Below are 21891 nucleotides of genomic sequence, written 5' to 3'. Positions count from 1 at the left end.
GGTGGACTTTGCATGGCGAATAATCCTTTTCGTTATTAGTCAATACGATAAGGACAAGGCAACCAGCAGATGGGCAGGGTCTTCCCTTGGCAGAAGATCGATACGACCTGTGGCGGCCCCGCTGTCCTAGATCATGGATCCTTAGACCGGAAGCTTTGCGTCCCGGCCTTTCAACCGGTTTGCCCTTATACACAAATTAATCAGTAGTGCGTCGCGATTATTCTCCATAGGCGCAGTCACTGCAAATGGCAGAGCGGGATCTTGACTGGGTGTTCTATCAAGAAATGCCCCTGAAGGCAGGGTTAAGCTCGGCGTGAGAGCGGATGTCAACCATCCAACTCACTCTCTTGAAAGCGATTTCAAGATGAAAATATTTTTTCAACTTTAGGGGGGTGATTAATTTCTTAGAAAAGGCTGACGCTGATGGCCATGGCTGGCGGTTGATCCGCCCCGAGCTGAGGTCAGCCCGCCAAGCGCCACAGGAGAAAGGAATGGGGCCAAGGCCCCATTCCCTATGACCATCAGTTGCAGCTGGCAGCCCCCTGATCTACCCAGACGGCGGCCTTGCCGGGCTCATCGCCCTTGGTCCAGTACTGGGCCTTCCACTTGCGTCCGTTGTGGTTGGTGAGATCCCCGGCGTTGTAGGCCACAGCGGCATTCCAGCCGAGCTGCACCTGGCTCACCAGCTTCCACTGATCGGCGCTCTGGCTTGGCTCGTTGCCCTGGGTCCAGTACTTGGCCTGCCACACCAGTTGCTGGTGGCTCACCTTGTCATTGGTGTTGTAGACGGTGCCGGCACTCCAGGCCGGCCAGTTGGCCGCATCCGGATCGGTTGCCTCGCAGCCGCCACCTGTACTGGCTGGCTTGACGGTCAGGCGGGTGCCGGTGCTGGCGTCCAGTGCCCCGTCTGTCACCATCAGGGTCAGGTCATAGACAGTGTCGCTGGTGACGCTCGGGCCTGTGACCACCAGGGTGGCGCTGTCCTGGCCGGTGGCGGTGAGACCCGCTGGCAGGCTCCACTGGTAGCTCAGGGCATCACCGTTCGGATCGGACGCCGTGGCCTTGATGGTCACCTGCTTGCCGGACTCGACGGTCGCACTGGCCGGTACGCTGACCACCGGGGGCAGATTCGGCTGCGGCGCCTTGTTGGTCACCACCACCTGATCCTTGGCCGAGAGCCCTTGATCGTCGGTCACTGTCAGCTCGAACACCAGATTGACGTCGGCACTGACGGCGTCCAGCACTACCCGGGCCTTGGCCTGGGTGGCATCGAGCAAGCCAGCCTGCGGACCCGAGACCTGCTTCCAGCTGTAGGTCAGCACGCCGCTTTCCGGATCGTGGGAGGCGGCACCGTTGAGGATCACCTCGGCCGGGCCTGTGACGCTCAGATCGCTGCCGGCATTGGCCACCGGCGGCTTGTTGACCGGCGGCAGTGTCCCCTCGCCGTGGCCCAGCCCCTCGTGCATGGCGTTGAGGATGTCGCCGTTGTCCGCATCTATCTCCCAGGCGAACAGGCCGCCGAGCTGGTTCGCCAGCACGTACTGCCCCTTGGCCTTGACCGAGCGATCGTTGTCGAAGCTGATGAGATCGCCGCTGCTGGCCTTGAACACATAAGGGGCCTCGGCCGACTCGTCATAGCCCTGCTCCCAGCCTGCCCCCATGCGGTTGTTGACGATGTCGCGGTAATCCACCACGCCGTTTTCCCAGGTGCCGGTCACAGGTCCGGTGGCGGTACCTGTGAAGGGATTGCCGGCCTGGTAGTTCTTCACTCCGGTCCAGCCACGGCCATACATGGCCGCCCCCACCACTATCTTGCCCGGTGTCACCCCCTGACCCAGCAGCGCCTTGACGCCCTTGTCGGTGGTGTACTTGGTAGCCGGATCCCAGCTGGAAGCGAAGAGGTTGGTTTGGTGGGCCAGATTCGTCAGGTCGAAGGCGCCGCTGAAGTCGTAGCTCATCAGGAAGATGTGGTCCATGTACTGCTGGGCCGCCTGATAATCGACCTTGGCAATCTTGTCACCGCCGGCGCTGATGGCCGAAGTGAGCTCATACTGGCGGCCGGTCTCGGCTTCCAGCTCGTCGAGCATGGCCCGCAGCTCCTTCATCAGCACCACATAGGTGGCGCCATCGCTCGGGCCGCCCAGGCTGGGGTTGGCCCCCTGACCGCCTGGGAACTCCCAGTCGATGTCCACCCCGTCGAAGAATTTCCAGGTCTGCAGAAACTCTTTGACCGAGGCGACGAAGGTGTCGCGCTTGGTCTTGTCCCCCAGGAAGTAGAAGGGATCGGAGAGGGTCCATCCCCCGACCGACGGCAGGATCTTGAGGTCTGGATGGGCTTGCTTGAGGGCCATCAGGTTGCCGAAGTTGCCCTTGTAGGGTTCATCCCAGGCGCTGAGGTTGCCCTGGGACATCTGAACAGCCGCCCAGGGATCGTGGATGGAGACCTTGAAGTCCTCACGACCGGCACAGGAGCGCTGAAGCGCCTCGAAGCTGCCGGAGATCTCTTTGAGGCTGTCGTTGATGCCGTTGCCGCCGCAGATGGGGGTGAAGCCGTAGAGGATATGGGTCAGGTTCTGGGCCGGGATCTTGTCCACTGTGAACTTGCGTCCATAGACGCCCCACTCCACGTAATAGGCCCCCACCACCTTGCCGGACTTGTTGGCATAGGGCTTGTTGTTCTCCTTGAGGGGCGCATTGAGCGGTGCCAGGTGGCTGCCGTCGGTATCGGCGACCATCAGCTCCTTCTTGTCGGAGAGGGTGCAGCCATCGGCGTTGCACAGGGCGACCTGCATCTGGTAGCGGCCCCCCTTGGTCACCTTGAAGTTGGCGGTGCCCGCGGCGGAAGCCGGGCCTGACCATACCTCCTGGCCATCGAGCAGCACCTTGGCGGTCTGGCCGACATCACCGGACCAGAGATTCCAGGTCACGCTGACGGGGGCGCCATCCTTGTGGACTGTCACCAGCTGGTTGTAGGCAGAGGCAGCCTGATTGACTTCGACGATGGCGAACTTGGTGGGGCCCGAACCTATGGTGGGTTTGCCCGGGGCAGCGGCGAAGGCGGAGGTAGCGCAGAGTCCCCCGACCAGGAGCGCCAGTAGGGAAAGTTTTGGACTTAACATATTTGAACTTCCTTATTTCGTTATTGGAATTAACAACGAAAAAGGCAACGCAACCTGCCAGGTAACGCAGACATCATCGCCACCATGGCTTGGCCCATGGACGATACAACCTGTGGTGACCCCGCTATCCTAGGTACTTTGACCCTTAGACCGGAGGCTTTGCGTCCCGGACTTTCGTCCGGTTTGCCTTTTTGCACAACTTGATTTGCGACAAAAATAATCGCCGAATGACTATAGATGAGCCTTCGGGCACCACCACCTGGCAGAAATGACATCGATGGATGGCGATTCATACAAGTTGCCGCCATGTTGCACGAATGCGGTGACATTGGTGGCGATACACCGCTTAAAACCCAGATCCACCATCTGCATTCCACGTACTGGTTCTGTGAACTGCCTCACTCTATTGGCAGCAGCAGGCTGTTCATCAATGCCCGCAGCTTGAGGGGTTTGACCGGCTTGCTGACGTAGCCAAAGCCGTGCTCGCGGATCTGGGTCTGCAGCTCGCTCTTGCGATCCGCGCTGATGATGATGCCGCCGATGCCGTTGCCATGGGCCAGCCGGATCATGTGCAGCGCCTGCAGCCCCGTCTTGCCGTCATCCAGGTGGTAGTCGGAGAGCACCAGCCGGGGCAGGAAACCAGCCCCTATGATCTCCTCTGCCTGCTCCAGGCTCTGGGCGCAGCGCACCTCGCAGCCCCAGCGTCCCAGCAGGGAGGCCATGGCGATGAGGATCTCCTCCTCGTTGTCGATACAGAGGATCCTGATCCCTTCCAGCTGGCTGTCCCGCACGGCGGGCGCCGCCACCGGACTCGGCATCACGGGCCGGGTCGCGAGGTTGAGGGTGATGGCAAACACTGAACCCGCCCCGGGCCAGCTGCGCAGGGAGAGCTGGTGACCCAGCACCTGGGAGATGCCGCGGGCGATGGCGAGCCCGAGGCCAAGCCCCTGCTCCCTGGCGGTGCGGGAGTGATCGAGGCGGGAGAACTCGTCAAAGATCGCCTCCTGCTTGTCCAGCGGTATGCCGGGGCCATTGTCCCACACCTCGATACGCACCTTGTCCCCCAGTCGGCGGCAGCCGAGCAGCACCCGGCCGGCCGGGTTGTAGCGAAACGCATTGGTGAGGAAGTTCTGCAACACCCGGCGCAGCAGGCGCACGTCGCTGTAAACGGCGAGGCGGCTCTCCACCACGGAGAACTGGATCTCCCCCGCCTGGGCCAGCACCCCGAATTCCGCCTTGAGGTTGCCCAGCACGTCGCTCAGGGCGAAGTCGAGCTTCCTGGCCTTGAACTTGCCCGCCTCGAGCCGCGAGATGTCCAGCAGATCCGTGATGAGATCCTCGGTCGCCCCCAGGGCATCGTCGATGTGGCGGGCGATGCGGACCTGCTCCGCTCGCTGTTCCTCCCCTTGCCCTCCCCCCTGCGGCAGCATCTCCAGCAGGGAGGAGGTAAACAGCTTGGCCGCGTTGAGCGGCTGGGTCAGATCGTGGCTCACCGCCGCCAGGAAGCGGCTCTTGGAGTGGTTAGCCCGCTCCACCTGCTGATTCACCAGCAGCAGCTGGCGGTTGAGCTCGGAGAGTTCGTGGGTACGCTCGGCCACCCGCGCCTCCAGGTGCTCGTTGGCTTCGCGCAGCACCCGCTCCGCCGCCCGGAAGGGGGTGATGTCGGTGAAGGTCATCACGAAGCCCCCCGCCGGCATGGGATTGCCCTGCATCTCGATCACCCGGCCATCCGGCCGCTCCCGCGCCGAGACATGGGGGCTGCCCCGCTTCATGAAGGCGACCCGGCGCGCCACCTGGGCCTCTATGTCTCCCGGTCCGCAGAGCCCCTGCTCGGCGTTGTAGCGGATGATCTCCTCTATGGAGCGCCCCACCTGGATGAGCCCGTGCGGATAGTGGAACAGCTCTATGTAGCGCCGGTTCCAGGCCACCAGCTTGAGCTCCCTGTCCACCACCGAGATCCCCTGCCCCATGTGCTCTATGGCCCCCTGCAGCAGGCCGCGGTTGAAGCGGAACACGTCCGAGGCCTCGTCCACTATGGTGGCTATCTCCTCGAGCTGCATGTTGCGCCCCTGCAGGGCAGAGGCCAGCACCAGCCGGGCGGACGAGGTGCCAAACACCCCGGCCAGCAACCGCTCAGTGTGGGCAATCAGATCGGCCGACGCCTGCATCTGGGGCGCAAGGGTGCCGCCGTGCTCGCCGGCGAAGCGGCCGAAGGCACGCTTGACCCGGCTCGAGCCGACGAAGCGGGCCGCCAGCATCTCCAGCTCCTTGACCGAGACCCGCGCCTGGTAGAGCGCCGTGGTGTCCCGGCTCGGCTTGCCGACGAAGTTGGCGGCCTGCAACCGCTCGCTCACCGCCGCCCGTGACAGCAAGGAGCCCGCCACGTAGCCGAGCAGATTGAGCAACAGGCTCAGGAAGATGCACCAGGCCCCCAGGCTCAGCTCCCGGAATGCGGGCCAGTCAGGGGGCGCCAGCAGCGCCTCCAGGGGCGAGCCCGCCAGCAGGCCGCTTTCAGCCAGCAGGGTGAGGAACCAGAGGCTGACCCCCAGCGCCAGCCCGAGGTAGACCCCCTTGCGATTGCCGTGCCGCCAGTAGAGGCCGAGCAGCAGGGCAGGCGCGAACTGGGCCACGGCGCCGAACGACAGGTAGCCGATACGCGACAGGCTGGTGAGGTCCCCGAGCCAGAGATAGAGCACCCAGGCCGCCAGCAGGATCAGCAAAATGGCGCCCCGGCGCACCTGCAGCAGCAGCCGCATCAGGCGCTCATCCCGCCCCTGCTGCCAGAAACGGCGCAGCAGCACGGGCAGCACCAGATCGTTGCTGACCATGATGGCCAGGGCGATGGTGCAGACGATCACCATGCCGGTGGCCGCCGAGGTGCCGCCGAGAAACGCCAGCATCGCCATGCCGTCGAAGCCGAGCGACATGGGCAGGCTGATCACATAGGTATCCGAGGCCATGTCGGCCCCCACCCACTGCTTGCCCGCCAGCGCCAGCGGCCAGATGAAGAGCCCCATCAGGAACAGGTAGAGCGGAAACAGCCAGCGCGCCCAGTGCAGATCCTGGCCCTGATTGTTCTCCACCACAGTCACGTGGAACTGGCGCGGCAGGCAGATGACGGCGCACATGGCCACCAGGGTATAGATGGCGAGCTCCAGCAGGCTGCCCGGCGACACCGCCACCACCGCATCGAGAAAGTCGGTGGCCACCAGGGTGCGGGCCTCGCTCGGCCTGGCGATGATGAGCCAGAGCGCGAAGCCCCCCACCGCCATGAAGGCGAGCAGCTTGACCACGGATTCAAAGGCGATGGCCACCACCATGCCGCGATGGTGCTCGGTGGCATCCAGGTTGCGGGTGCCGAACAGTATGCTGAACAGCGCCAGCAACAGGGCGACGCCGAGAGCCAGCTCGGCCGTGTTGCCCGTGGGCCCCGCCGGCACCGAGTTGGCCATCAGCAGATCCAGCCCTGTGACTATGGCCTTGAGCTGCAGCACCAGGTAGGGAAGTATCCCCATGACGGCGATCAGGCTGATCACCATGGCCAGGCGCTGGGACTTGCCATAGCGGGCGGCGATGAAGTCGGCGATGGAGGTGATGTGCTCGCGCTTGGCCACCAGGATGAGGCGGGCCAGCAGGCGCCAGCCGAACAGGAACACCAGCATGGGGCCAAGATAGATGGGCACCGGCGACCAGGGGGATTCGCTGGCCTGGCCGACGGTACCGAAGAAGGTCCAGGAGGTGCAATAGACGGCGAGCGACAGGCTGTAGAGCAGGGGCTGGCCCTTGAGCCGGCGGCGCTTGCTCTTGTCCGCCACGTAGGCAATGAGGAACAGCAAGCCCAGATAGGCGAGCGACAACCCGATCAGCAGCCATCCTTGGTGCATCTACATTCTTCCCTTGTTCAGATGTGTTGAGCGCCACGCCGGCTCAGCGTGCCGGCGGGCAACCGTCATTGGGTGCGCCCGCTCAGGCGGCGGCGCCCTCATGCTCCCCGCGCAGCCGCAGGACGAAGACCGGCAGCACCACCAGCACCATGATGAAGAAGATGCCCCCACCGAGCGGCTCGAACAGCACACCGCAGATCGCCATCAGGGCCGCCACCGTCATGCCAAGGCCCAGCGCCGCATAGAGCGCCTGGGTGGGGATCTGCTGCTCGGCAGGCAGTTGCCGGGTCATGAAGCGCACGGCGCCGAGGTGGCTGATGCAGAAGGTGACCCCGTGCAACAACTGGCCCAGCACCAGCACAGCCAACTCGGTGGAGGCGCCGAGCAACACCCAGCGCACCACGCAGCCGGCGGCTCCCACCAGAAACAGGGTCTGGGCCCCGAAGCGGTGGAAGAAGCGCTTGTCCGCGGCAAACACGGCGATCTCCGCCACCACCCCCAGGGCCCACAGGTAGCCGATCAGGGTGCCGCTGTAGCCCGCCCCCTTCCAGTACATGGCGCTGAAGCCGTAGTAGGCGGCATGACTGCCCTGCAGCAGGGCGGTGATGAGCAGGAAGCGGCGCACCGGCGCCGACTTGAGAGTGACGAGCAGGGAGGCCCGGGCCCGCTCCCCCTTGAGTTCCTGGGGCACCGGCCGCAGCGGCAGCACGCTCAGCGCCAGCATGGCCAGCAGTCCCGCAACCATGGTGTGCAGCACCCAGTCGCTGCCGAAGTTGCTCACCAGGGCGCCGACCAGGGTGGAGGCGACGATAAAGGCGAAGGAGCCGCACAGCCTCACCTTGCCATAGTCGAGGTGGGTCTGCACCACCATGCGAGTGGCGAGCGCCTCCCCCATGGGCATCAGAGTCGGGTAGATGAAGTTCGCCACCAGGGTCAGCAGCACCAGCCACCAGAGGCTGTGGCTGAGGTAGAAGCCCAGAAAGGCCAGCAGGCTCAGCAGGCAGAGCAGCCGGGTGACGGGCAGCAACTGACCGGCCCCCTTGACCCGTCCCATCACCATCAGGTTGCCGGCAAAGCGGATGGCCATGCCGACCCCCAGCAGCAAGCCTATCTGCTCGGCGCTCACCCCTTTGCCCTCGAGCCACAGGGACCAGAACGGCAGATAGGCGCCGTAGACGAAGTAGAAGGCGCCAAAGAACAGGGCTAACCAGGAGAAGGCGGGCATAGGGGCTCGGCAGCGGGACAAGGGGCACAAATGATAACCGATTTTGGCGCGGGGATCCCCAGGGGTAAGAAGAGATAAAAACGATAAATATCAATAAAGTTGAACCTTTGTCACATACCCCTGTCTATTGGTTAACACCGCTTCCTGATGAGTGTTGCAATCCTTACACCCGCCCCTGGCGGGTTTCTTTTTGGAGCCGGTTTGGGCCGCCAGAAACAGAGAAGGGGCCCTGGGGCCCCTTCATCATCGTCATTGGCACATATCAGAAGACGTACTTGACCCTTGCGCTCAGGTTGCGGCCCGGCTCGGTCTGGTTGCTGGTGTCCGTGGTGGCGGAGAGGCCCGTGATGCTCTCGTAGCTGACGTACTCCTTGTCAAACAGGTTGAAGACGCCGACGTTGAGCTGCAGATCCTGCATCGGCTTGAACTGGGCGTAGATATCCACCACGCCCCAGCCGGCGCTCTTGATGTTGTCGTTGCCTCTGGCATCCTTGCCCACCTTGTCCATGTCGTCGGCGAAGCGCAGTGCGGTGTTGATGTTCCAGTTCGGCTGCTCCAGACGCACACCCAGGCTGCCGTTGAACGGGCTCAGGCTGTTGATGTAGTTGCCGTCGCCGTCCTTGCCCTCTATGTAGGCCAGGTTGCCCCAGACGTTCACCAGCTCGTTCAGCCAGTAGTCCGCCTTGACCTCGGCCCCCTTGGTGGTCGCCTTGTCCAGGTTCTGGTACTGATAGATGGCGGTGCGCCCTTCGGTCCCCACGGCCGTCAGCTCGATGAAGTCATCAAACTGGTTGTAGAAGGTCGCCACTTCATAGCTGAAACCGCCACTGCTGCCGCGCACCCCCAGATCGATGCCGTCGCTGCTCTCGGGCTTGAGGTTAGGGTTCGGCTCGATGCGATAGCCGTAGGCCTGATGGTTCAGGGTGGAGAAGGCATTGTCATACATGGGCGCCTTGAAGCCGTGGCTGTACTGGGCGAACAGGTTGGCCGCCTCGTGTGCCTTGAACACCAGCCCCAGCTTGGGCGAGAACTCCCCTTCGGAGATCTTCTGCATGTTCTCGCCGGTGTAGGCGGGATCCTGGTCCGGGGTCATCTTGTAGTAGTCGTAACGGGCGCCCGGGGTCAGCACCCAGCGCTCGCCAAACTTGATCTCGTCAAAGGCCCAGAGCGCGCTGCGCTCGCTGGTGGTGGAGGGGAAGCTCAGCTCGCTGTAACCGACGAAGTCACCCGGAGTGGTCGGCCCCTTGAAGCGGGTACGCTCGTTGTCGGTGTGCTCATACTCGACACCCCAGGCCAGACGCTGGTGGGCGAGCGCCTTGCTGAACTTCACCTGGGCCCCCAGGCTCTCCTGCTCGAAGCCGTTGTGATCCAGGGAGTTCTTGGTCACATAGGGGTTGCCCGGATTGACCGGATACTTGGAGGAGGCGTACTGATCCAGGGTCTGCTTGGTGCGGGTGTAGTAAATCTTGCTGTCCACCCGATCCGCCCAGGGGGCATTCAGGGCGAGGCCGTGATCCAGCACCAGGGAGAGGTTGTCGGTCTCCTTGTCGGTGATCGGCTGATTGAAGACGGAGCCCGCCTTGGTCAGATCGATGGCATCCGGATCCTGCCCCTCGGTGAAGTAGTCGACCGTCAGCTTCAGGAACTGATCATCGGAGAGGTTCCACTTGCTCTTGAGCAGCACCGCCTGGCTGACGATGTCAAACTCGTCCTTGTCGCTGTCGTAGTTCTGGGTCACCCCGCCGTCACGCCAGGTGTAGCGCAACAGGTTCTCGAACTCGCCGGTGCGCAGGGCGCCTGTGATGCCGGCCATCTTCTGGTGGCTGCTGGAGGCATACCCAGTGGTCGCGTCCAGGTAGCTGTCCTTCCCCTTGAGGAAGTCGCCGGCATCCTTGGTGGTGATGGCGATGACGCCCCCCAGGGCATCGGAGCCGTAGGCCGCGGACGCCGGCCCCTTGGCCACTTCCACCTGCTTGATCATGTCGGTGTCGAAGTAGGTCTGGCCCACACCGCCGTTCTTGTAGGCGTCGTTCTGGCGCACCCCGTCCTGCACCACCTTGACCCGGTTCTCGCTCATGCCGCGAATGGTGAAGGTCTGGGCATCCCCCGCCCCGCCCTGGACGCTCACGCCCGGCTCATAACGGAACAGATCGGCGACATTGCTGACGACCTGCTCCTCGATCTGCTCCGAGGTGATGACGGCGATGGGGCCGGAGACGTCTTCCAGCTTCTGCTCCATGCGGGAGCCGCTGACGACCATGACTTCATCCGTTTTCTTGTCTGCGGCGAAAGCAGGGGATACCAGCCCGGCCGCCACGGCGAGGGCAATCAGAGAGGGGGTGTTGTTGTGCGCCACTGCAAAGTCCTTATTGAGAATCATTATCAACCGAACGGCATCTTACCCAGCCCGCGACAAAGATCAATAATAAAGTGAATCATTCTCATTTTCTTTTGCTTCTGAACGGTTTTACACTAGCGCCTCTTTTTTCCTGCTCGCCATGCTGCCATCGTATGGTGCAGTGCCTTTGCCAATCTCTGCCTCTGTGAGTGAGATGCCATGACTCGACGACTCCCCCTGCTCGCCCTGCCCCTGCTGCTGGCCGCCTGCGCCACCCCGCCGCAGAGCCAGCCTCCCCAGACCCTCTATCACTACCAGCTTGGCGAGGGGACGGACGACAGGCCCCTCAGCCTCGCCCAGGCGGTGGACAAGGTCAGGGATGCCGACATAGTGCTGGTGGGCGAGCTCCACAGCCACCCGGCCGTCCACCTGTTGCAGGCAAACCTGCTGGCAGAGCTTGCCGGGATGTCGCGCGCCGATGGCCGGGGGCTGGTGCTCTCCATGGAGCAGTTCACCCGCGCCGATCAACCCGTGCTGGATGCCTACCTGGCCGGGCGCATCGGCGAATCCACGCTGATCCGCGAGGGTCATGCCTGGCCCAACTACCCGAGCGACTACCGCCCCCTGGTGGAATTTGCCAAGGCGCAGCAGCTGACAGTGATCGCCGCCAATGCCCCCAAGCCGCTGGTGAGCTGTGTCGGTCAGGAAGGCCCCGAGTGGCTCGACAAACTGCCCGCCAGCCGCCGCAGCCAACTCGCCCGCGAGCTCACCCTGGGGGAGGATCCCTATCGCCAGAAGTTCATGGCCTCCATGCATCATGGGGATGCGGACGGCAATGCCCGCCGCTTCGCCGCCCAGACCAGCTGGGACGACACCATGGCCGAGAGCATGGTCGATTATCTCAAGCAGCATCCCGGCCGGCGCATCATGCACATCGCCGGCAACTTCCACGTGGAGGGGGGGCTGGGTATCGCGAGCCGTATCGCCAGCCGCAATCCGGCGCTGAAAGTCGCTCTTGTGGTGCCTGAGACTGGCTCCCAGGATGGCAAGGCCGCCCCCGGACGGAGTGCCGACGTGCGGGTGCACATAGCCCCCCTGCCGGAACGCTGGCTAAATGCAGAGGAAATGAAGCAAGATATGGGCGCGCTGCATCAATCCCGCAGCCGTGACTGCAGCCAGTGGCTGCAACCCTAATCTTCCAGGATACGGCGGGTAAAATATGGACGTGTTACTGATCATCGATGTGCAGCAAGGGGTCATGAAAGCGACCCATCACCAACAGCCACAAGTTCTGGCCAACATCAACCGGGCCGCGGCCCATGTCAGACAGCATCATGGCCGGGTCATCTACATCCAGCATGACGACCTGCCAGGGGACGAGCTGGAGCCTGGTACCCCGGGCTGGCAACTTCACCCGGCGGTGCAACCCGCCAAGGGGGACAGCCGGGTGCGCAAGACGGCGTGCGACAGCTTCCTCGAGACCGAGTTGGCCTTCCTGTTGGCCGAGCAGTCCGTCGACCGGCTGATCCTCTGTGGCAGCAACACCGATTTTTGCGTCGATACCACGGTACGCAGTGCCGCGGCTCATGGCTTTGAGGTGCTGGTGTTGAAGGATGGTCACACCACAGCCGATCGTCCCCACCTGAGCGCCGAGAAGATCATCGAGCACCACAACTGGATGTGGCAGCACCTGAGCCTGCCAGAGGGCAGAAGCATAACCCTGCTCACCACGGATCAGCTGCTCGAGGCGGCTCAACCTGCGCTGGCGTGCTAATCTGCCCGCTTTGAAGTGATCACCTGATTGGAGTCTTGCGTGCGTCTATTCTCTGCCGTTGCCCTTGTGCTGTTGTTACCGGCGATCACGGCCTGCTCCGGAATGCCGGGCACCACGCCCGACGGCCCGGCTCCCCTGTTTCATACCAACATCAACGAAGAGGGGAGCAAGCGCTTCACCTTCGAAGCCGCTCCCCTCGACGTCCTGCCGAGTCGGTTGCAGGAGGATGACAGTCGGCTGAGCCGCAACAGCAAGAGCCTGCTAGAGCGCCGCGAGGCCCTGCAGGACGAGCAACTGACCGAGACGCTGGCGGCACGCAACTATTGCCGCACCGGCTACATAGTCCTCAGCCAGACCTCCTGGAAGATCCGGGGGGAGTGCAACGAGACAGCCACCCAGGCCGATCGCGACGCCTTCCCCAACAAGGCCTCCTGGCAGGAGTGATCCCGATTTGGGGGACAGGTAACAAAACGGGCAGCCCAGGCTGCCCGTTTTTCATCTCATGACCTCGATCCTCAGACAGGTGCGTCCGTCTCGCTGGTCAACTCGGCGCCGTTGTCGACGCGCTTGTGCCCCTCCACCAGATGGACGAAGTCCACCAGCTCGTCACCGGAGACCCGGAACGCCTGGCCGAAGCCCTTGACGAACAGCCCCTGCTCGGGCTTGAGGCGAAACAGCACGAAGTCCTTGAGGTTGGAGAGCCCTTTGACGATGTCGCCGAAACGCCCTTCCAACGCCGCTATTGCCTTGCCCCAGCGCTCGTCATCCCGCGCCACCACCTCGGCCACGGCGTCAAAGGTGAGCCGCTTGCGGGCGAACAGTTCGCGGGCGCCGGTCTCGTCCTCGATCAGCATCAGGGAGACCTTGGGCACCTGTTGCAGGTTGCGGGCATGGCGGGCTATCTCGGAGATCAGCACATAGTAGCCATCTTCCTGCAGCACGAAGGGGGCGTAGCTGGCATTGGGGTTGCCTTCGCCATCCACGGTCGCGAGCTGCAGGGTGCGGCAACCGTCACGAAATTCGCGGATCTCCGGTTGCAGACGGTTCTGCAGACGCTCCTGACGTTCACTCATGCTTTCACTTCCTCTTGATACTGGTGGCGCAGGGCCTTGAAACGCTCCACCTGGTCAGGCAGCAGCTGACGCTGCTCGTCACGCCCCAGGTAGATCTTGAAAATGCAGCGGCCACTGTGGCCGAAGAACTGGAAGGAGTGCCCCTCCTTGCCCATGAACAGCTTGCTGACCAAGGCAATGCCGACCACGTTGTCGAGCTTGAGATGACCGTGCATCTCGCCGTCCCGCCCCATCAGGTTGTAGTAGCCGCGGGCCGTCTTGCCCTTGGGGAAGGGGGCCTTCACCTCGAAGATGGAGCCGTCGGACTCCACAATGGTGGTCACCTGACCCCAGCTGGCCAGATCCGCCAGCAGGGCTTCGGCCTGATCGCTCGGCACCAGCGTCATCAGCTCGGCGGGCAGGTGGCGCACCACCTCCCATTCGCTGACGGCCAGCTCGGTGGCAATGCTGGAAGGATGGGCGCTGGGATCTTGTTCCAGCAGCGCATGAATGCGTTGTGCAATGCTCATCGGTTCTCCCTGGATGATCTGGCGATGGTACTCAGTCTCGCGGCGGATACTGTAATAAAGCGGCCCCCTTAACGCAATTGATAATCGCTTTCATTATCAGTGCATTTTTTTCACCGGCTTGATATTCTCGGCGGCAATCCCACTCTCATACACCCTTCGGAGGTTCGCATGGGCCGTCGTTTTGCCCTCGCACTCAGCCTGCTCGGCTGTTCAGCCCTTTCCCTGCCTGCTGTCGCGCAGGAACGTATCGTCAGCATAGGCCCGGCCACCACAGAACTCATTATGGCCCTGGGGGGCGAGCAGAGCCTGATTGCCACCGACGTCAGCAGCCCTGAACCCAAGGGGCTGCCGAGAGTCGGCTACCACCGCGCCCTGGCTGCCGAAGGGATACTGAGTCTGGCCCCGACCCGACTGGTCGGCAGCGACGAGATGGGGCCGCCACCGGCCCTGGAACAGCTGCGCCGAGCTGGCGTCGAGGTGACAGTGCTGCCGACGGCCCCCACCCTGGCCAACCTCAACGAGCGGATCGACGCCCTGGCCGGCTTGCTGGGCAATCAAGCCGCCGGCACCAGGCTGAAAGCCGAGATCGCCGTCCAGAGCGACCAGCTGGCGGCCCAGGCGAAACAGAACAAACCCCTCAAGGTCGCCTTCCTGCTGCTGCACAAGGGCCAGCCCACCAGCATAGCCGGTGGCAATACCACCGCCAGCGCCCTGGTGACCCTGGCCGGCGGCGTCAACCCGGTCGCCCGCTTGCACGACTACAAGCCCGTCTCCACCGAATCCCTGATCGAACTGCAGCCGGATCTGGTGCTGGTGAGCGGCCGTGACTGGCAACAATACCAGAGCGTCGACAGCGTGCTGGCCCAGGTGCCGGCCCTGGCCGCCACGCCGGCAGGCAAGAACAGGGCCATCCACGCCATCGACGGTCACGCCCTGCAAGGGGGTCTCAGCCTGAGATCCTTGCAGCAGGCCAACCAGATAGCCCAGTGGATCAAGCAGGGTTCATGATGCGTCTGCCGCTGCCCTGGCTGCTGGTGCTCACCGGTTGCACGCTCGCCCTGCTGCTGGTCGGCTCCCTCGCCACCGGCCCCATGTCGCTCTCCTTGGCCGAGAGCCTGCAGGCCCTGTTTGCCGGGGCAGAGAGCGGGATAGAGGCACACAAGCTGCTGATAGTGCAGGAAATCCGCCTGCCACGTACCCTGCTGTGCATCGCCGTGGGGGGCATTCTCGGCCTCTGCGGCGCCGTGATGCAGGGGCTGTTTCGCAACCCCTTGGCCGACCCCGGCATCATAGGGGTCTCCGGCGGCGCGGCGCTCGGTGCCGCCCTGGCCATAGTACTGCTGGCCCCCCTCGGCCAGCAGTTGCAGAGCCTGCTCGGCCTCGGTCTGCTACCCCTGCTCGCCTTCCTCGGCGGGGCGCTCACCACCACGCTTGTGTATTTGCTCGGCACCCGTGAGGGGGGCACCTCGGTCACCGTCATGCTGCTGGCGGGCGTCGCCATCACGGCGCTGTCAGGGGCCGTGATAGGGCTGCTCACCTACCTGGCGGACGATCAGATGCTGCGCAACCTGAGCCTGTGGCAGATGGGCTCCCTGGCCGCCGGCAAGCCGGTGGATGTGGGGCTGGCGCTGGCGACCCTGGTCGCCCTGCTGTGGCTCTTCATGCGCGATGCCAATCCCCTCAACGCCCTGTTGCTGGGGGAGGGTGAGGCCCGGCATCTGGGGGTGAATGTGCAATGCCTCAAGCGGCGCCTCATTCTGCTCACCGCCGCCGGCGTCGGCGTCGCGGTGGCAGTGGCCGGCATGATCGGCTTCGTCGGCCTGGTGGTGCCCCACCTGGTGCGGCTGCTGGCTGGCCCCAATCACGTCAGGCTGCTGCCGCTCAGCGCCCTGCTCGGCGCCGCCCTGTTGCTGGGGGCCGACATGCTGGCCCGCACCCTGCTGGCGCCGGCCGAGCTGCCGGTGGGCATCATCACGGCCCTGCTCGGTGCCCCCTTCTTCATCTGGCTCTTGGTCAAGAGTCGCCGGACGCTGTAACAGGAGAACGTCATCTTGCCCGGATCCCCCTCCCCCCTGCTCACTTGCCAAAGCGTCAGCCTCACCCGGGGCAATCGCCTCATCCTGGACAGCCTGGATCTCGACCTGCATGGGGGCAGCCTGACCGCCCTGCTCGGCCCGAACGGGGCGGGCAAGAGCTCGCTGCTCAAGTGCCTGACCGGCGAGCTGACCTATGAGGGCACCATCTCCCTGTTCGGCCGCAAGCGACAAGAGTGGGCCGGCGAGACCCTGGCCCACAGAGTCGGGGTGCTGCCCCAGAGCTCGTCCTTGAGCTTCCCCTTCCTGTGCGAGGAGGTAGTGGCAATGGGGCGGCTGCCCCACTGCGAGCCCGTCAGCCGCCGCGACCAGATAGTGCAGGCCGCCATGACCCATGCCGGGGTCGAGCACCTGGCCGGCCGCCTCTATCCCGGCCTCTCCGGAGGGGAGCGCCAGCGGGTGCAGTTTGCCCGGGTACTGGCCCAGATCTGGCAGGAGCCGTCACCGGGACGGCTGTCGGATCCCGAGCAGCCGCGACTGCTGCTGCTGGACGAGCCCACCTCGGCCCTCGATCTCAAGTACCAGCATCAGCTGCTCACCATGGCCCGCGCCCTGGCCGCCCGCAACACCGCCGTGCTGGTGGTGCTGCACGACCTCAACCTGGCGGCGCGCTACGCCGACCGGCTGGTGATGCTGGAGCAGGGCAGGCTGATGGCGGACGGCTCCCCGGCAGAGGTGCTCACCCCCGAACTGATCGCCCGCCTCTACGATTATCCCGCCCAGGTGATCCATCACCCCGAGACGGGGCAGCCCATGGTGGTGTGAGAGGGTTCGGGATCCTGGATAGCAAAAGAGCGCCCTTGGGCGCTCTGTCTTCAAAGTGAAGGGGGGCTCAGGCGATCTGGTAGCGGCCCGGCTTGTGATTGAGTGTCAACACCAGGTTACAGATGATGGCCGCGACCACGGAGAGCGCCAGCAGCCAGGGGGAAACCACGAAGAAGGAGGCGATGACGATGGCGCAATCCAGCCCCATTTGCAGCTTTCCAGCACGGATGCCGAACTTGTCCTGAATAAACAGCGCCAGGATATTGAAGCCGCCCAGGCTCGCCTTGTGGCGGAACATGATGAGCAGCCCCATGCCGATCAGTGTACCGCCGATCAGGGCCGCATAGACGGGCTCTATCTTGCCTATCTGCAGCACGGCATTGAGGTGATCCGTCATGAAGGAGACGGTCGCCACGGCGGCGAAGGTGTTGAGGGTGAAGCGCGGCCCCATCCTGAGCCAGGCCAGGGCATAGAAGGGCAGGTTCATGGCGAAGAACAGCAGACCGAAGCTCAGGCCAGTGACCTGCTGCAGCAGCAGCGCCAGCCCGGCGGTGCCGCCGGTGAGCAGACCGACCTGATGAAACAGGAAGATGCCGAGGGAAACGAAGCCTGCCGCGGTCAGCAGGGCGAGCACATCCTCATAGAGCGGATGGGCCGAACGGGGGGTGTTGTCCATAACCTTATGTCCAGTAGCGAAGTGAAAAGAGTGTCTGAGGCCCGGTGACGGGCGCGAGCCCCGTGAGTCGGGACTTCGTTATGGTCACAGTGTCCATTTTGAGTGACCCGGATCACAAGTACGGGATCGAATGCGCCGAAATGGTGCGCGTCAGCGCCGCGTTACAACCCTTGCACCAAAATATGTCACGCCCTCCCCCTCTCAAGCTGAAGCCAGCCTGAAGCGCGCCTGAAAAACCCGGGCTATCTCGCTGCCAGCAGGCGGGAATCGTTCTAAAATGAACCCCTTGCCACAGGCTGCGGAGCGACAGCAGATGAGAGTCAGCGTATTCGGAATAGGTTATGTGGGGCTGGTTCAGGCCGCCGTGCTCGCCGAGATGGGCCACAGGGTAACCTGCGTGGACGTGGACGCCGCCAAGGTCGAGCGCCTCGAAGAGGGCATGATCCCCATCTTCGAGCCCGGTCTCGCCCCCCTGGTGCAGGCCAACCATCAAGCCGGTCGCCTGCAATTCACCACAGATGTCGCCCAGGGGGTGGCGTTCGCCGAGCTCATCTTCATCGCGGTCGGCACCCCGCCGGATGAAGACGGCTCGGCCGATCTGCAGCACGTACTGGCGGTGGCCGGCACCATAGGGCGGCTGATGCAGGACGGCAAGGTGGTGGTCAACAAGAGCACAGTGCCGGTCGGCACCGCACACCGGGTGCACCAGCATATCGCAGCCATCCTGCGCGATCGCGGGGTCGACTTGCCCCTCGAGGTGGTCTCCAACCCGGAGTTTCTCAAGGAGGGGGCCGCGGTGGCCGACTGCCTGCGGCCGGATCGCATCATCATAGGCACAGACTCGGCCCACGCCCTCTCCCTGCTCGAAGAGCTCTATGCCCCCTTCAACCGCAATCGGGATCGCATCATACAGATGGATACCCGCAGCGCCGAGCTGACCAAGTACGCCGCCAACGCCATGCTGGCCACCAAGATCTCCTTCATGAACGAGATGGCCACCCTGGCGGAGAAGCTCGGTGCCGACATCGAAGCCGTGCGCAAGGGCATAGGCGCCGACCCGCGCATCGGCCATCACTTCATCTATCCCGGCTGCGGCTATGGCGGCTCCTGCTTCCCCAAGGACGTCAAGGCGCTGATCCACACCGCCAGCCAGATTGGCTGTGATGCCCCTTTGCTCCATGCGGTGGAACGGGTCAACGACGGCCAGAAACACAAGCTCATGGCCCGCCTGCAGCAGCATTTCGGTGCCGATCTCACGGGGCGGACCTTCGCCCTCTGGGGCCTGGCCTTCAAGCCCAATACCGACGACATGCGCGAAGCCCCGAGCCGGGTGCTGATGGAGGCGATCTGGGCCGCCGGTGGCAAGGTGCAGGCGTTCGATCCCGAGGCCATGAGCGAGGCCCAGCGCCTCTATGGCCTGCGGGACGATCTGACCCTGTGCGGTACCCAGGAGGCCGCCCTCAAGGGGGCCGACGCCCTGCTCATCTGCACCGAGTGGCAGCAGTTCCGCGCACCGGACTTCGAGCTGGTGCGGCAGACCCTGAAGCAGGCCGTCATCATCGATGGCCGCAACCTCTATGACCCGGCCCGCCTGCGCCAGCGCGGCTTCACCTACTACGCCATAGGCCGGGGCGACAGCCTGGCCGCGGGGCTGTGCGAGGAGCAACAACAATGAAATATCTGGTCACCGGCGCCGCCGGCTTCATCGGCTTCCATGTGGCGCAGCGGCTCTGCCGCGACGGCCATCAGGTGGTTGGCCTGGACAACCTCAACGACTACTACGAGGTCAGCCTGAAGGAGGCGCGGCTGGCCTTGCTGCTGCCACTGCCCGGTTTTCGCTTCGAGCGGATGGACCTCGCCGATCGCGCAACCATGGCGGCGCTCTTTGCCCGCGAGCGGTTCGATCGGGTGATCCACCTGGGGGCCCAGGCCGGGGTGCGCTATTCGCTGGACAACCCCTTTGCCTACGCCGACAGCAATCTCAACGGCACCCTCACGGTGCTGGAGGGGTGCCGCCATCACGGGGTGCAGCACCTGATCTACGCCTCCTCCAGCTCGGTTTATGGCCTCAACGAGCAGATGCCGTTCAAGACCTCGGACGGGGTGGATCACCCCGTCTCCCTCTATGCCGCGAGCAAGAAGGCCAACGAATTGATGGCCCACTCCTACTCCCACCTCTACGGGTTGCCCACCACGGGCTTGCGCTTCTTCACCGTCTACGGCCCCTGGGGGCGACCGGACATGGCGCTGTTCAAGTTCGTGCGCGCCATCCTGAGCGACGAGCCCATCGACATCTACAACCAGGGCCAGCTCAGCCGGGACTTCACCCATATCGACGACATAGTGGAGGGGGTGATCCGGGTCGCGGACAGGCCCCCGCAAGGAGACCCGAGCTGGCAGGGAGCGGCCGACACCAGCCCGGCCCCCTACCGCCTCTTCAACATCGGCCATGGCAGCCCGGTGCGACTCATGGATTTCGTGGAGGCCATAGAGGCGGCACTCGGCAAGCGAGCCATCCGCAACCTGCTGCCCATGCAGGCCGGGGACGTGCAGGCGACCTGGGCCGACACCCAGGCGCTGTTCGATGCCACCGGCTACAGAGCCGGAGTCGGGCTTGAAGAGGGGGTTGCCAGCTTCGTCGACTGGTACAGGGCCTACTACGGGGTCTGACCCCATCGCCCGAGATGAAAAGGGGCTGCCACTGGCAGCCCCTTTTGCTGGGTCCCGGCCTCAGGGGCCCGTGTTATAGCGGAAGGGTTCGAGCCTCGGGGTCAACCCCTGGCATGCGGGCTTGAGAGCCTCAGCCCCCGCCAGCAGCCAGTCGGTGCGATGGCGGTTGCCGAGGTTTTCCGTCTTCTCGGGCTCGAAACACAGCACCATCAGATCCGCGCTGCCCAGCACATGGCGATTCGGCGCGGCCGCCACCCAGGCCGCCGCCTCGCGAGCCTGCTCCCCATCCCCCAGCAGGTAGGGGTAATGTTGCACTGGTTGCCGAGCGAACAGCAGGTGCTGCTCCTTGAAACCGGCAAGCAGCAGTTCCTCCCCCGCGGGCACCTTCTGCTGTGCCCGCGCCATCACCCCCTGCGGCGTGCGCATGTCGTTGAGGCGCACGCAGATCCAGCAGGAGTAGAGCAGCCAACCCACCGCCAGCGAACAGAGGATGGCGCTGAGCGGCGCCCGGCGCAGCAGCACATTGACCAGCAGCAGCACCGCCCCCAGCACCAGCAGGGGCAGCCAGGGGGCCGGTCCCAGATCCCCCAGCCGGTTCGCCAGCTTGTCGCTGACGGCCAGGGCCCCGGCGGCGCCCACGCAAACGATCCCCAGCAGCCAGCCGAGCCCACCCAGCAGACGCCCGGGCCAGACCCGCGCCAGCAGCGTCCCCATGTAGGGAGCGGTCAGCAGCGCCAGGGCCGGCGTGCCCGGCGTGACATAGACGCCGCGTTTGCCCGGCGACAGGGAGAAGAACAGCACCACCAGCACCAGGTAGCCGAGCAGCAGTATGACGCGCTTGTCCTGCCCCAGCACCGCCTTGCGCCACTCCAGCACCAGCCAGGGCAGCAGCAGGGAGAGGGGCAGCCAGAACGGCGGGATCACTGAGGTGAGGTAGTACCAGAAGGGTTTGACGTGATGCCAGGCGTTCGCATAGCGGGTCACCGTCTGGCGCAGCAGTATGTTGTCTCTATAGGCCTGCAGCACTGGATCCCCGCTCTGGGCCACGGCGCTCAGCATGGGCACCAGCCACAGGCCGATGGCCAGCAGCATGAAGAGCGGCCCCGCCAGCGCCTTCGACCAGTCGGCACGGGAGGCGGCGCGGATCTGCTCCCTGTGGGTCCAGACAGCCGGGATCAGGATCAGCAGGGCCAGCAGCCCCACCCCCTTGGTGATGATGCCGAGCCCGGCGGCAAACCAGCCGAGCCAGTACCAGCGCCAGCCTCCCCCGCAGAGCAGGAAGCGCATGAAACCGTAGACCCCTAGCGTGATGAAGAAGGTCACCAACGCATCGATCTGGGCCGTCTTGGCCTGCAGGGTGAACTGGACGGTGAACAGCAGCAGCAGCCCGGCCATGAAGCCTGTCGCCGGGTTCCACAGGCGGCGGCCCAGGTCCCACACCAGCAGTATGGTCAGCAGACCCGCCAGCAGGGAGGGCAGCAAAAACGCCACCTTGATGGAGCCGGTCAGCAAATACCCTATCGCTATGCCCCACATAAACAGGGGGGGCTTGTCCGGGTAGATCTCGCCGCCACGCATGGGGAAGAGCCATTGGCCGCTCTCCACCATCTCCTTGGCGATCAGGGCGAAGCGCGGCTCGTCGGCGGGCCAGGGATCCCGCAGCCCTAGGCCGGCACCCAGCACCATCAGGGCGATCAGCAGCAACCAGCCGAGGGAGCGCTGATTGAGCAGGAAGCGGTCATTCATGGCGGACCTCATTGATATC

At 64.3% G+C, this 21891-nt stretch carries 16 protein-coding genes and 2 riboswitches; of the genes, 8 read left to right on the top strand and 8 right to left on the bottom strand.

Features of this window, described 5'->3' with window-relative positions; translation table 11 throughout:
- Nucleotides 1–108: 108 nt before the first annotated feature.
- A riboswitch (cyclic di-GMP riboswitch) is annotated at nt 109–194 on the bottom strand.
- Nucleotides 195–521: 327 nt separating this feature from the next.
- The 4 genes from AB5Y91_RS11050 to AB5Y91_RS11035 form a co-directional block, all read right to left on the bottom strand.
- Nucleotides 522–3119: a glycosyl hydrolase family 18 protein gene (locus AB5Y91_RS11050; protein WP_368169802.1), complete on the bottom strand. Its 2598-nt coding sequence runs from the start codon at nt 3117–3119 to the stop codon at nt 522–524.
- Nucleotides 3120–3230: 111 nt separating this feature from the next.
- Nucleotides 3231–3317, bottom strand: a riboswitch (cyclic di-GMP riboswitch).
- Nucleotides 3318–3517: 200 nt separating this feature from the next.
- Nucleotides 3518–7003: a NahK/ErcS family hybrid sensor histidine kinase/response regulator gene (locus tag AB5Y91_RS11045; RefSeq protein ID WP_368169801.1), complete on the bottom strand. Its 3486-nt coding sequence runs from the start codon at nt 7001–7003 to the stop codon at nt 3518–3520.
- A gap of 82 nt (nt 7004–7085) precedes the next feature.
- On the bottom strand, nt 7086–8228 hold the full coding sequence (locus AB5Y91_RS11040; RefSeq protein ID WP_368169800.1) for a 3-phenylpropionate MFS transporter: 1143 nt from the start codon (nt 8226–8228) through the stop codon (nt 7086–7088).
- 262 nt (nt 8229–8490) lie between these two features.
- Entirely contained in the window at nt 8491–10584 is a 2094-nt protein-coding gene (locus tag AB5Y91_RS11035) for a TonB-dependent hemoglobin/transferrin/lactoferrin family receptor (protein WP_368169799.1), read from the bottom strand.
- Nucleotides 10585–10785: 201 nt separating this feature from the next.
- Here AB5Y91_RS11035 and AB5Y91_RS11030 point away from each other — a divergent pair, with 201 nt between their 5' ends.
- Genes AB5Y91_RS11030 through AB5Y91_RS11020 form a run of 3 tightly spaced genes read left to right on the top strand, consistent with a single transcriptional unit; the run spans nt 10786 to nt 12784 of the window.
- On the top strand, nt 10786–11760 hold the full coding sequence (locus tag AB5Y91_RS11030; protein ID WP_111913323.1) for a ChaN family lipoprotein: 975 nt from the start codon (nt 10786–10788) through the stop codon (nt 11758–11760).
- A 25-nt stretch (nt 11761–11785) separates the two neighbouring features.
- Nucleotides 11786–12340, top strand: a complete 555-nt coding sequence (locus AB5Y91_RS11025; protein ID WP_368169798.1) for a cysteine hydrolase family protein — start codon at nt 11786–11788, stop codon at nt 12338–12340.
- A gap of 39 nt (nt 12341–12379) precedes the next feature.
- The gene (locus AB5Y91_RS11020; protein ID WP_025328092.1) at nt 12380–12784 is read left to right on the top strand and encodes a hypothetical protein; all 405 of its coding nucleotides are present in this window, start codon (nt 12380–12382) and stop codon (nt 12782–12784) included.
- 71 nt (nt 12785–12855) lie between these two features.
- On the opposite strand, the gene hutZ is transcribed toward AB5Y91_RS11020, so the two are convergent.
- Together hutZ and hutX are read right to left on the bottom strand one after the other, a co-directional pair.
- On the bottom strand, nt 12856–13413 hold the full coding sequence (hutZ, locus tag AB5Y91_RS11015; protein WP_005329149.1) for a heme utilization protein HutZ: 558 nt from the start codon (nt 13411–13413) through the stop codon (nt 12856–12858).
- On the bottom strand, nt 13410–13922 hold the full coding sequence (hutX, locus tag AB5Y91_RS11010) for a heme utilization cystosolic carrier protein HutX (RefSeq protein WP_005329147.1): 513 nt from the start codon (nt 13920–13922) through the stop codon (nt 13410–13412). The genes hutZ and hutX overlap by 4 nt, the downstream gene beginning before the upstream one ends.
- Nucleotides 13923–14090: 168 nt before the next feature.
- On the opposite strand from hutX, the gene AB5Y91_RS11005 reads away from it, so the two are divergent.
- Genes AB5Y91_RS11005 through AB5Y91_RS10995 form a run of 3 tightly spaced genes read left to right on the top strand, consistent with a single transcriptional unit; the run spans nt 14091 to nt 16780 of the window.
- Nucleotides 14091–14930 carry a hemin ABC transporter substrate-binding protein gene (locus AB5Y91_RS11005; RefSeq protein ID WP_290071350.1) on the top strand — a complete coding sequence of 280 codons (840 nt, stop codon included), beginning with the start codon at nt 14091–14093 and terminating at the stop codon, nt 14928–14930.
- Nucleotides 14927–15958 carry an iron ABC transporter permease gene (locus AB5Y91_RS11000; RefSeq protein WP_234691670.1) on the top strand — a complete coding sequence of 344 codons (1032 nt, stop codon included), beginning with the start codon at nt 14927–14929 and terminating at the stop codon, nt 15956–15958. Before AB5Y91_RS11005 ends, AB5Y91_RS11000 begins: the two co-directional genes overlap by 4 nt.
- Nucleotides 15959–15973: 15 nt before the next feature.
- Entirely contained in the window at nt 15974–16780 is an 807-nt protein-coding gene (locus tag AB5Y91_RS10995) for a heme ABC transporter ATP-binding protein (protein WP_368169797.1), read from the top strand.
- A gap of 67 nt (nt 16781–16847) precedes the next feature.
- On the opposite strand, the gene AB5Y91_RS10990 is transcribed toward AB5Y91_RS10995, so the two are convergent.
- Nucleotides 16848–17456 (bottom strand): YitT family protein, encoded by a 609-nt coding sequence (locus tag AB5Y91_RS10990; RefSeq protein ID WP_106885945.1) that lies wholly within the window; start codon nt 17454–17456, stop codon nt 16848–16850.
- 313 nt (nt 17457–17769) lie between these two features.
- Here AB5Y91_RS10990 and AB5Y91_RS10985 point away from each other — a divergent pair, with 313 nt between their 5' ends.
- Together AB5Y91_RS10985 and AB5Y91_RS10980 are read left to right on the top strand one after the other, a co-directional pair.
- Entirely contained in the window at nt 17770–19131 is a 1362-nt protein-coding gene (locus AB5Y91_RS10985; protein ID WP_368169796.1) for a UDP-glucose/GDP-mannose dehydrogenase family protein, read from the top strand.
- A complete protein-coding gene (locus AB5Y91_RS10980; RefSeq protein WP_368169795.1) occupies nt 19128–20126 on the top strand; it encodes an NAD-dependent epimerase in 999 nt (332 codons plus the stop codon). The genes AB5Y91_RS10985 and AB5Y91_RS10980 overlap by 4 nt, the downstream gene beginning before the upstream one ends.
- Before the next feature lie 60 nt (nt 20127–20186).
- Here the strand turns inward: AB5Y91_RS10980 and AB5Y91_RS10975 are convergent, their stop codons facing one another.
- Complete coding sequence (locus AB5Y91_RS10975) at nt 20187–21872, bottom strand: ArnT family glycosyltransferase (RefSeq protein ID WP_368169794.1); 1686 nt, start codon at nt 21870–21872, stop codon at nt 20187–20189.
- Nucleotides 21873–21891: the final 19 nt, after the last annotated feature.

This window comes from Aeromonas sp. R4-3, assembly GCF_040908275.1.
Taxonomy (GTDB): domain Bacteria; phylum Pseudomonadota; class Gammaproteobacteria; order Enterobacterales; family Aeromonadaceae; genus Aeromonas; species Aeromonas rivipollensis.
Note: the sequence above shows the minus strand (reverse complement) of the source record. Positions and strands in the feature narration are given on the sequence as shown.

Bases quoted from the DNA above. Each gene is read 5' to 3' on its own strand.
- AB5Y91_RS11050 (WP_368169802.1), bottom strand. From the start codon at position 3,119: ATGTTAAGTCCAAAACTTTCCCTACTGGCGCTCCTGGTCGGGGGACTC.
- AB5Y91_RS11045 (WP_368169801.1), bottom strand. From the start codon at position 7,003: ATGCACCAAGGATGGCTGCTGATCGGGTTGTCGCTCGCCTATCTGGGC.
- AB5Y91_RS11040 (WP_368169800.1), bottom strand. From the start codon at position 8,228: ATGCCCGCCTTCTCCTGGTTAGCCCTGTTCTTTGGCGCCTTCTACTTC.
- AB5Y91_RS11030 (WP_111913323.1), top strand. From the start codon at position 10,786: ATGACTCGACGACTCCCCCTGCTCGCCCTGCCCCTGCTGCTGGCCGCC.
- AB5Y91_RS11025 (WP_368169798.1), top strand. From the start codon at position 11,786: ATGGACGTGTTACTGATCATCGATGTGCAGCAAGGGGTCATGAAAGCG.
- hutZ (WP_005329149.1), bottom strand. From the start codon at position 13,413: ATGAGTGAACGTCAGGAGCGTCTGCAGAACCGTCTGCAACCGGAGATC.
- hutX (WP_005329147.1), bottom strand. From the start codon at position 13,922: ATGAGCATTGCACAACGCATTCATGCGCTGCTGGAACAAGATCCCAGC.
- AB5Y91_RS11005 (WP_290071350.1), top strand. From the start codon at position 14,091: ATGGGCCGTCGTTTTGCCCTCGCACTCAGCCTGCTCGGCTGTTCAGCC.
- AB5Y91_RS11000 (WP_234691670.1), top strand. From the start codon at position 14,927: ATGATGCGTCTGCCGCTGCCCTGGCTGCTGGTGCTCACCGGTTGCACG.
- AB5Y91_RS10990 (WP_106885945.1), bottom strand. From the start codon at position 17,456: ATGGACAACACCCCCCGTTCGGCCCATCCGCTCTATGAGGATGTGCTC.
- AB5Y91_RS10985 (WP_368169796.1), top strand. From the start codon at position 17,770: ATGAGAGTCAGCGTATTCGGAATAGGTTATGTGGGGCTGGTTCAGGCC.
- AB5Y91_RS10980 (WP_368169795.1), top strand. From the start codon at position 19,128: ATGAAATATCTGGTCACCGGCGCCGCCGGCTTCATCGGCTTCCATGTG.
- AB5Y91_RS10975 (WP_368169794.1), bottom strand. From the start codon at position 21,872: ATGAATGACCGCTTCCTGCTCAATCAGCGCTCCCTCGGCTGGTTGCTG.